This window comes from Amycolatopsis kentuckyensis (genome assembly GCF_002155975.1).
Classification (GTDB): Bacteria; Actinomycetota; Actinomycetes; order Mycobacteriales; family Pseudonocardiaceae; genus Amycolatopsis; species Amycolatopsis kentuckyensis.
Genome location: NZ_MUMI01000176.1, coordinates 1 through 8,540, shown reverse-complemented (window position 1 = coordinate 8,540; position 8,540 = coordinate 1). Strand labels below are relative to the sequence as shown.

9 protein-coding genes are annotated in these 8,540 nt (G+C 71.8%); 5 read left to right on the top strand and 4 right to left on the bottom strand.

Annotation, left to right across the window (positions count from 1 at the left end; translation table 11 throughout):
* Window positions 1–421 precede the first annotated feature (421 nt).
* Entirely contained in the window at window positions 422–1,423 is a 1,002-nt protein-coding gene (locus CCN39_RS17935; RefSeq protein WP_086843424.1) for a polysaccharide deacetylase family protein, read from the bottom strand.
* A gap of 194 nt (window positions 1,424–1,617) precedes the next feature.
* Here CCN39_RS17935 and CCN39_RS17930 point away from each other — a divergent pair, with 194 nt between their 5' ends.
* On the top strand, window positions 1,618–2,559 hold the full coding sequence (locus tag CCN39_RS17930) for a hypothetical protein (RefSeq protein ID WP_086843422.1): 942 nt from the start codon (window positions 1,618–1,620) through the stop codon (window positions 2,557–2,559).
* Between the two features lie 129 nt (window positions 2,560–2,688).
* Here the strand turns inward: CCN39_RS17930 and CCN39_RS17925 are convergent, their stop codons facing one another.
* Both CCN39_RS17925 and CCN39_RS17920 read right to left on the bottom strand, forming a co-directional pair.
* Window positions 2,689–3,159 (bottom strand): hypothetical protein, encoded by a 471-nt coding sequence (locus CCN39_RS17925; protein ID WP_086843420.1) that lies wholly within the window; start codon window positions 3,157–3,159, stop codon window positions 2,689–2,691.
* 1,072 nt (window positions 3,160–4,231) lie between these two features.
* Window positions 4,232–4,570 (bottom strand): WGxxGxxG family protein, encoded by a 339-nt coding sequence (locus CCN39_RS17920; RefSeq protein ID WP_086843418.1) that lies wholly within the window; start codon window positions 4,568–4,570, stop codon window positions 4,232–4,234.
* Between the two features lie 270 nt (window positions 4,571–4,840).
* Between CCN39_RS17920 and CCN39_RS17915 the strand changes: the two genes are divergently transcribed.
* The 3 genes from CCN39_RS17915 to CCN39_RS17905 all read left to right on the top strand — a co-directional run bounded on the left by CCN39_RS17915 (window position 4,841) and on the right by CCN39_RS17905 (window position 6,532).
* On the top strand, window positions 4,841–5,182 hold the full coding sequence (locus tag CCN39_RS17915) for a hypothetical protein (protein WP_086843416.1): 342 nt from the start codon (window positions 4,841–4,843) through the stop codon (window positions 5,180–5,182).
* Window positions 5,183–5,475: 293 nt separating this feature from the next.
* Window positions 5,476–5,856: a hypothetical protein gene (locus CCN39_RS17910; RefSeq protein ID WP_086843414.1), complete on the top strand. Its 381-nt coding sequence runs from the start codon at window positions 5,476–5,478 to the stop codon at window positions 5,854–5,856.
* A 322-nt stretch (window positions 5,857–6,178) separates the two neighbouring features.
* On the top strand, window positions 6,179–6,532 hold the full coding sequence (locus CCN39_RS17905) for a hypothetical protein (RefSeq protein WP_086843412.1): 354 nt from the start codon (window positions 6,179–6,181) through the stop codon (window positions 6,530–6,532).
* A gap of 46 nt (window positions 6,533–6,578) precedes the next feature.
* Here CCN39_RS17905 and CCN39_RS17900 read toward each other — a convergent pair whose 3' ends face one another.
* Window positions 6,579–7,676 carry an AI-2E family transporter gene (locus CCN39_RS17900; protein WP_244210842.1) on the bottom strand — a complete coding sequence of 366 codons (1,098 nt, stop codon included), beginning with the start codon at window positions 7,674–7,676 and terminating at the stop codon, window positions 6,579–6,581.
* A 128-nt stretch (window positions 7,677–7,804) separates the two neighbouring features.
* On the opposite strand from CCN39_RS17900, the gene CCN39_RS17895 reads away from it, so the two are divergent.
* On the top strand, window positions 7,805–8,540 hold a 736-nt coding region (locus CCN39_RS17895), incomplete at its 3' end, for a glycoside hydrolase family 43 protein (RefSeq protein WP_086843408.1).

The window sequence follows — 8,540 nt, the reverse complement described above, 5'->3', positions numbered from 1 at the left end:
GGGCCCCGGTGTTGCCGGGCGGGTCGGTGCGGGCTGGGTCGCGGGGGCTGCGGTGGCCTGAGTCTGGCCGGTCGGTGCTGCCGGGCGGCTCGGTGCGGGCTGGGTCGCCGGCGCTGCGGTTGCCTGAGCCTCGCGGGTCGGTGCGGGCCGGGTCGCCGGTGCCGCGGTTGCCTGAGCCTCGCGGGTCGGTTGGGGCTGGGTAACGGGTGCCGCGGCTGTCTGAGCGCCGCGGGCCGGTGCCGCCGGGAAACTCGACGCCACCTGAGATGCGGCGGCCGAACTCTCCTCGACCGAGGCCGCCGGCACCGTCCGGGCCGCCGGTGCCGGGATGCGGGGCGACCTCGGCGCCGGGGCCCCCGGCGACTGCGGCGGGCGGCGGCGCGGCTGGGGCAGCCAGTCCACGCGGGCCATCGGGTGGCGTTCAGTAGGCAAGGGCCACGCTCGCACACTCCGGCGCCACCGCGCCCTCGGACCGCGGGTACGACACCGTCGACGGGTCGCCGTCCGACGTGTAGCGGTGTCCCGCGGGCGCGCCCAGCTCGTCGAGCCAGTGCGCCGATCCGTACTCCGCCTCCTTGCCCGCCGACTGCGACCGGATCCGTGGGATCGCCACCGGATCGAACTTGCCCGAACACGGTGACGGCGCCGGCCCGGCCCCCACCAGCAGCGCGCCGCCGTACGCATAGCCCGGGCCCCGGACCGCCAGGTCCGGCCGGTGCGGGCGGCTGCCGTACGGCAGGGCCAGCGTCTTCGGCTGGTAGCCCGGCACCGCCTGGCGGATCAGCGCGTCCTCCTCGGCGATGGCCGCCGTCGCCGCGCCTTCCGTTGCCGTGCGCAGGTTCGTGTGGCGGCGCGTGTGGTTGCCGATCTCGAAGCCGTGGTCGGCCAGCCAGCGCAGCGCGCTGCCGTCCGCGTCGCCGCCGAACGGGTGCTCGTTGACGTACAAGCTCGCCACCGGGCGGAAACGCGGGTGCGCCGCCGCGACGTCCAGGAGGATCCTGATCGCCGTGCCCGGCTCCGGCCCGCCCTGCGGGCTCAGGCGGAACACGCTCGGGTCGCCGTCGTCGAACGTCAGGACCACCGGGTGCGCGCCCGCCGGGAGGTCGAGCCGGCGGGACACGAGCTCCGCCGTCGTGACCGGGACGTAGTCCTCGGCCGCGAGCCGCTCGAGCTCCGCCGTGAAGTCGGCGGGTGTGCGCTCGTAGACCGACTTCGGCTGCGCGACGATGCGGTGGTACATCAGCACCGGCACCCGGCCCAGCTCGTCGGCGCCCACCTGCCGGGCGACGGCGGGGGTGATGCGCGCCGGCGCGGCGGCGGGCGCCGGACGCGGCGGTGCGGGCGGAGGCGCGACGGGTGCGGGGCCGCCACAAGCCGCCAGCGCGAGGACGGCGGTGAACCCGAACCGGAAAAGGCAACGCATGCCGGAAGTGTGCGTCCGGGCCGCCGCGGGTGCGGGCCGGGCCACCGGGTCGGGTGAGCGCGGAAATGCTTTCCACCGCGCGAAAACCCGTGTTTCCGCAGGCCGAGGCCATCAGCTCGAAACCAGCTCCGGCACGATTCGGTGATCGTCGGGAAACGGGTTTGGCGAAGATCGACAGCGGGTAATTTCCCGCGATGGTCCCGAAAAAGGCGGTCGCCGCCGAACGAACCTTCGATCGACGCCTGGTCCTCACCGCCGCCCTCGCGGGCATGGCCACGAGCGCGTGCGGTGCGCTGCAGCGGGGGAGGGCGCTGGCCGTGCCGGCCCCGGCGGCCGTCGCGGCCCCACCGCCGCCACCACCGCCGAGTCCGCTCGAAAAGGGCTTGCTCGTGGGCTTTTGCGGAGCCCCGGGCGCGAAGGCGCTCGGCCGGATGACCGGTGATCTCACCGAAGCGAGCCGCGCGCTGCGCCGCCAGATCGAGGCGTTCCCGCCGGGACGTCCGGTGACGCCGGTCGTCGAGCTGATCGCCACCACCGTGCACCGCTCGCCGGGCGAGGACGGCATGTACCGCAGCCGCTGCGAGGACTCGACCGTGCGCGACTACCTCGACGCCGCGCGGGCGCTGAACGGCCTGCTGCTGCTGAACATCCAGCCCGGCCGCGCCGACTTCCTGCCCGAGGTGCAGGCCTACGAGCGCTGGCTGACCGAGCCGGATGTCGGCGTCGCGCTCGACCCCGAGTGGGCCGTCGAACCGGGCGTCATCCCCGGCAAGAAGTTCGGCCGCACGAACGGCGCCGAACTCGACGGCGTGGCCGGCTACCTCGGCGGGCTGGCCGACGCGCACCGCCTGCCCGCCAAGGTGATGGTCTACCACCAGGTCGCCGCGTCGGTCGTGCGTGACGAACAGCTCCTGAAGCCGCACAAGGGGGTTTCGGTCGTCAAGGTCGTCGACGGCATCGGCTCGGCCGCCGCGAAGAAGGCGACCTGGAAGACGCTGATGACGACCATGCCCGCCCACGTGCGGCCGGGCTTCAAGCTGTTCTTCGAGGAGGACACCCGCCGCGGAGCGGACCTGATGACCCCGGCGGACGTCCTGGCGCTGAGCCCGACGCCCGCCTACGTCGTGTACGAATAGCCGAGGGGACAGCGAAAGCCCGGTGCGGTCCGCCGCACCGGGCTTCTTCGTGCGGACGACGAAAGCCCGGCGCGGGAGGGGAACCGCGCCGGGCTTTCGCCGGCTTGTCCGTCCGGGGTACCGGCCGGTCTAGCCGACCGGGACGGGCAGCCCGCCGAGAAGGTCGTTCACCAGCGCGGAAAGGCTGATCAGGACTCGCTGCAGCAGCGCGTTGAGCAGCGCCGACACCGGCGGCAGCGACTGCCGGGACGCCAGCTGGGCGGCGAGTTCGTCGACGCCCTTGCGCGCTTCGGCGTTGTCCTTCTGCGCGGTGGCCGCGCTGTCCTTGGCCGCGGCCTGGACGGTGTAGCGCTTGCCCTGGGCCAGATCCGACAGCAGCGGGTCGAGGCGGCCGAGGGTGGCCTGCGTGCCGGGCACGTCCCCGTTGTCCGCCCGCGACGCCAGCTGGTCGCGCAGGCCCTGGACCTCCGCCGCGGCGCTCGTGGTGCTCGACGATCCGCTGCCACCGGGCCCGCCCGCCGTCGCCACACCCACCCCCGTCAAGGTCACCGCAGCCGCGGTGACGAACACCGTGAGCGCTCGGGTCAGTGCACTTTTCATGTCGTACTCCTCCGGATTGTGCGATGCCGACTGCGATCATGGTGGGCGCCGATCGGCGATAACGCGAGTGGATGTCCGGGAGTCGTCGGCGTCGGTTGATTTCACACGGTGTACGGCCTCGCGAGTTCTCCGGAACAAACACCGACATCGCGTGAAGTGGCTGTTCAGCGGTTTTCCGCATCGGCTACGTTGTGTGATGCCACCACCCGGCCGTGTCGGACCGTTACGATATACGGCTGAATCGGCGGGGTTTTCTTTACCGACGGTGCGATCGGTGCCAGTTCCGGGTGACGCGCGACTTTCACTCGATCGTGACGTTTAAGGAACGAAAGAATGGGTAATCATGCCCGTTTGGCTGGCGGCGGGAAAGCCACTCTTAAGTAGGGTACGGTGCGAAAATACTTCTTGCCCGGCGAGCGTCTCGCTAATCTGGGTGGCGGTTGCAGGGCCGGTTTTTCCGGTCGTTACTGTGGCCTCCTCGGTGCCGAGACCTGACAACTGGGCGCCATTCGGAGAGAAGGAAACGCAGAACGTCCCGACGCCGACGGCGCCGGGACGTTCTGTGCGAAGAGGAGGGAATGGCGGTGCGGGGCACCAGGGTCACTCGGGCATCCGCCGGGAACCGGGGGCGCGGTCCCCGCGATGCCCGGACGCCGGGCGGTGGCCGCCGGGCATGGGGTTCCGGTGGCGCTCCGGCCGGCGCGCAGGCGCTCGACGGGTTCCGGACCTGCGGCACATGCACGCCTGAGGTGCCTGGTGGGAACCACACCTGCGGCCCATGCACGCCTCGGGTGCCCGGTGGGGACTGGCTCTGCGGCGCAAGCACGCCTGAGGTCCCGGGTGGGGACCGGTGCTACGGCGCAAGCACGCCGCAGGTGCCTTGTGGCGGCGGCCCATGCGCGCCTGAGGTGCCCAGTGGGGACCGGTCCTGCGGCGCAAGCACGCCGCAGATGCCCGGTGAGGACCAGCCCTGCGGCGTAAGAACCCCTCACGCGCCCGGTGGGGACCGGCGCTACGGCACAACCACCCCTCACGCGCCCGGTGGGGACCGGCGCTACGGCACAACCACCCCTCAGACGCCCGGCGGGCTCCGCCGCGGCTCGGCCGGCGGGTACGCGTTCGCCGGCGGGGTCGCCTCCGCGACCGGATATCCCGCCATCGCTCCCGGCTTGGGCCCGCGTCGCACCAAGCCCGCCAAACCCAGCAGGCCGGCCAAGCCGAGCAGACCCCACAGGCCGTTGTCGTCGTTGTCGTCGCGGGTGTTGTCGCCGTTCGTCCCGTCGTCGTCCGTCCGCTGGTGCCATGCCGGTGCCGCGAGCTCCGGTGCCGCCGAAGCCGGTACCGCTGCCGTCAGCGCGAACGCCGCCGCCGCGATACCCGCGCAGCACAGCTTTCCTGCCTTGTGGTTCATCCCGGTTCTTCCTTCCGTTCCGGCAATCGGTCTTCCGGGGCGTACCCCCACCGGTCACATCCAGTCGCGCTGTCACGGAAACGGGCGACAGCGGCGGGACCCGGTTTCCGGCGCATTTCCCGCTTTTGTAAGATGGCTCCCGGTTCAAGACGGAGCCGTGCAGGGACGCGCCGCGTGCGCTCGTCCGCCTCCGGCCGTCCTTCCCCTTCTCAAGCGCAGCAGCGCATCCGAGCCGGGCAACACCGTCCACTGCCGTGGACCGGGGGAGGAATGAACACTGAACTCGCCGTCGCGCCACTCGGCGCGACCTACACACCGCGCCTGATCTGCACCACCGGCGACCGCCTGATCCACCCGGCGGACGGCCGCAACGACCTCGCGCGGATCGTCGTGCGCTGGGCCCGTGCCTGGGTTCCCGAAACCTGGCCCGCCCGCCAGTACTTCGCCGCGCTGGGCATCGGCGACGACGAAAACCCTTGCTACCGCGACGAAGACGTCGTGGGATGGCACCTTCTGCAACCTCGGCCGGACTCGCTCGCGTGGCGGGTGCGGTCGGGCGAAATCGACGTGACCACCGCGCTCACGGCCGAAGCCGAGGCCTGGCCCGAATAGGAAATCCTCGCGAAGAGCTCTGCGCCTGCCCGGCGCAGGGCTCTTTGGCGTGCGCGGAAACATTCCTTGCTCCGCAAGCGATCTCCGTGGACAATGATCAAGAAGTGCCTGGCAGCAAACAACTAACCCGATCGGACCACATGCGGCGTGGTCAGCGGCTCGCGGTACCCACACGATGGTGGCACGAAGTGGAAACGGCGTCCCGCCATCAGTACGTTTCCTCCACACGGGACGGAGAACACACCTTCACTGCCGTCCCGTTCTCCGAATATCGTTCATCGAGGAGCACCCCAATGCTGAAGAAGATCGGGTTCGTCACGGCCACCGCGGCGGCCGGCGCGTTCCTGGCCGGCGGCATCGCCGCGGCCGACACCCCGGAGGGGCACCACCACCACGGGCACCCCCACGGCCACCACTACGGCGGCTACGACTACACCGGCCAGGTCGGCCTGGTGAACCTGAACAACACCGACGTGCTCCACAACGTCAACGGCACGCTCGGCGTGTGCGGCAACGACATCAACGTCCTCGGCGTCCAGGTGCCGGTGCACGACTCGCTCAACGGCATCGGCGTGCCGATCCTGTCGCCGGGCTCGCACGAGGCCAGCGGTGAGTCGCCCTACAACTGCGCGTCGAGCGCTCTGTCCGACGGCGGCACGAGCCAGGGTCACTGAGTTTCCGTGCCCGGAGCCGCCCGTGCGTGCGGAAGCCGGCTCCGGGCACGGGAAACGGTCGCCAGCGCCGACGCCGCACCGCGCGCCCGGAACACGGAGCGAGCTGCACACTCCGGTTCCGCGTTCCGGGCACGCCGCGACGCCGGACGGCGCCGACCCGGGTGGGACCGGCCGCGACGCTGGAGAAGTGCGCCGGTCCCGCCCGGCCTGACCGCACCCTAACGGACTTTCCCGGGCCCGGCGAACCGAAGCCGGGCCCGTTCCCTTTCCCCGATCCCCCGCCGGAGCCCTCCGGCGGGTTCGCAGAAGGAGTATTTTTCTCGTGATCAAGCAACTCGGCTTCGTCGCCACCACTCTCGCCGCCGGGATGGCGGTGCTCGGCGGATCCGCGTCCGCGGCCAACGTCAGCGTCGCCGGCCACCCGGTCGACTCCACCGACCAGTTCGGGCTCGTCGGCAACGTGCAGAACCTCGACGCCGTGCACAACCTGAACGTCGTCGGCGGCGTGTGCGACAACGACATCAACGTCCTCGGCGTCCAGGTGCCGATCCACGACACCGCCAACGGCATCGGCGTCCCGGTGCTGTCCCCGGGCGAGCACGAGGCCGAGGGCCAGAACCCGGACAACTGCGCGGCCGGTGAGATCGCCGACGGCGGGACCGCCCAGGGCAACTGACCTCCCGGTCGACCGCCGCGCGGGTGCGCCCCGCGCGGCGGTTTCGTCACGTCCGGTCGAGCCGGTGCAGGGTCACTTCCCGCACGACGAGCAGGACCGCGGCCGCGACCGGCACCGCGACGAACGCGCCGACGACGCCGAGCAGTTCGAATCCGAGCAGCACCGCGACGACGGTGACGAGCGCGGGGATCCGGACGGCGCGGCCGACGATCTTCGGCAGCAGCACGTAGTCCTCCACCAGCCGGTAGCCGACGAAGAAGCCGAGGGTCGTGAGCCCGACCGGCACCGACACCGTGAGCGCGACGAGGGTGGTGCCGGCACCGGCCGCCACCGAACCCGCGACCGGAACCAGGTCGAGCACGGCGACGAGCACGGCGAGCACGAGCGGGTAGGGCACGCCGAACGCCCACAGCCAGGCGAAGGTGGCGGCTCCGGCGATCAGCGACACGACGACGTTGCCGACGAGGTAGGCGCCCACCTTCCGGAAGACCGCGTCGCCGATCAGGATCACCCGTGGCCGCCGGGACCGCGGGGCCAGCCGGTAGAGCGCGGCGCGGATCCGGGGGAAGTCGGCGACGAAGTAGGTGGCGAGCACCACGACGATCACGACGTCGCCGAACAGCGCCGCGAGGGATTTCGCGACGTCGGACAGCCGGACGGACCGGACGGCCGCTTCCAGGCCGAAGGTTTCGTTGGCCAGGCCGAGCAGCGTGCCGTGGTCGCGCAGCAGGGTCAGGTACCGCGGAGCGCCGTTCTGCAACTGCGCCGCCTGGTCGGCGAGGGGGACGGCGGCCGCGGCGACGGCGCCGCCGAGGACGGCCAGGCCGGTCACGACGACCACGCCGGTGGCGAGCGCGCGGGGCATCCGGCGGGCGAGGCGGGCGGTCACCGGCTCGAGTCCGACGGCGAGGAAGAACGCGATGCCGATCAGGAGCAGCACGTCCGAAGCCGCGAGGAGGAGTTCGACGACCGCGACCGTGACGACCACGCCGGCCGCGGCGAGCAGCCCGGCGAAGAACGGCGAGCGGCGGTCGAGCGGTTTTCCCGGGGCGCCCAAGGGCTTTTCCTGCCGGGCCGCCGCGCCCTCGGCCTCGCCGACGGGATGCCCGGCGCGGTAAGCCCCGCGGCCGCTCGTTGCGTGCATGAGTCGGCGGCTACCCCGCGTGGTGCGAACGAATCCACCCGATCCGGGCACGCGGGCAAGTCCACGCTTCCCGGTGACGGCGTCCGCCTGACGTTGCCGCAATCCCTGTGGTGTCGGCAAAATCGCCTATGCGTTTCAAGGATCTTCTGCTCGTTCCGGTCGTCGCCATCGCGGCCGCGTTCGCGGTGGCGCCGGAAGCGGCGGCCGTCGGCGCGCCGCGGCTGCTGATCAACCAGGACTTCCCGGATCCGGACGTCGTCAAGACGGCGTGGGGGTACTTCGCGTTTGCGACCGGCACGCGGATCCGGACGGCCAGCGCGGCCGCGGTGGACGGGCCTTGGCACGTCGCCGGTGACGCGCTCGGAGCCGTGCCCGCGTGGGCGAAACCGGACGGCGGGTTCTGGGCCCCGGACGTCACCCAGCTGCCGGACGGCACGTTCGTCCTCTACTTCGCGGCCGCGCAGACGGCCGGTGGCGAGATGTGCCTCGGCGCGGCGACGGCGAAGAAGGCAGAAGGACCGTACACACCGGTGGGTGACCGGCCGCTCGTGTGCGAGCCCGGTGACCACGGAGACATCGACCCGCAGACGTTCGTCGACACGGACGGGTCACGCTATCTGCTCTACAAGAGTGACGGCGCCGCGACCGGACCACCGTCGGCGATCTGGGTGCAGAAGCTGCAGGCGGATGGCCGCACCCTCGCCGGTCCGCGCACCGAGCTGCTGCGGGCCGACCTGACGGCCGAGATGTCGGTCGTTGAAGCGCCTTCGGTGGTGAAGACCGCGTCTCGGTACTTGTTGTTCTATTCCGCGGACACGTTCCAGAGCACGGGCTACCACACGGGTTACGCGTCGGCGCCGACGC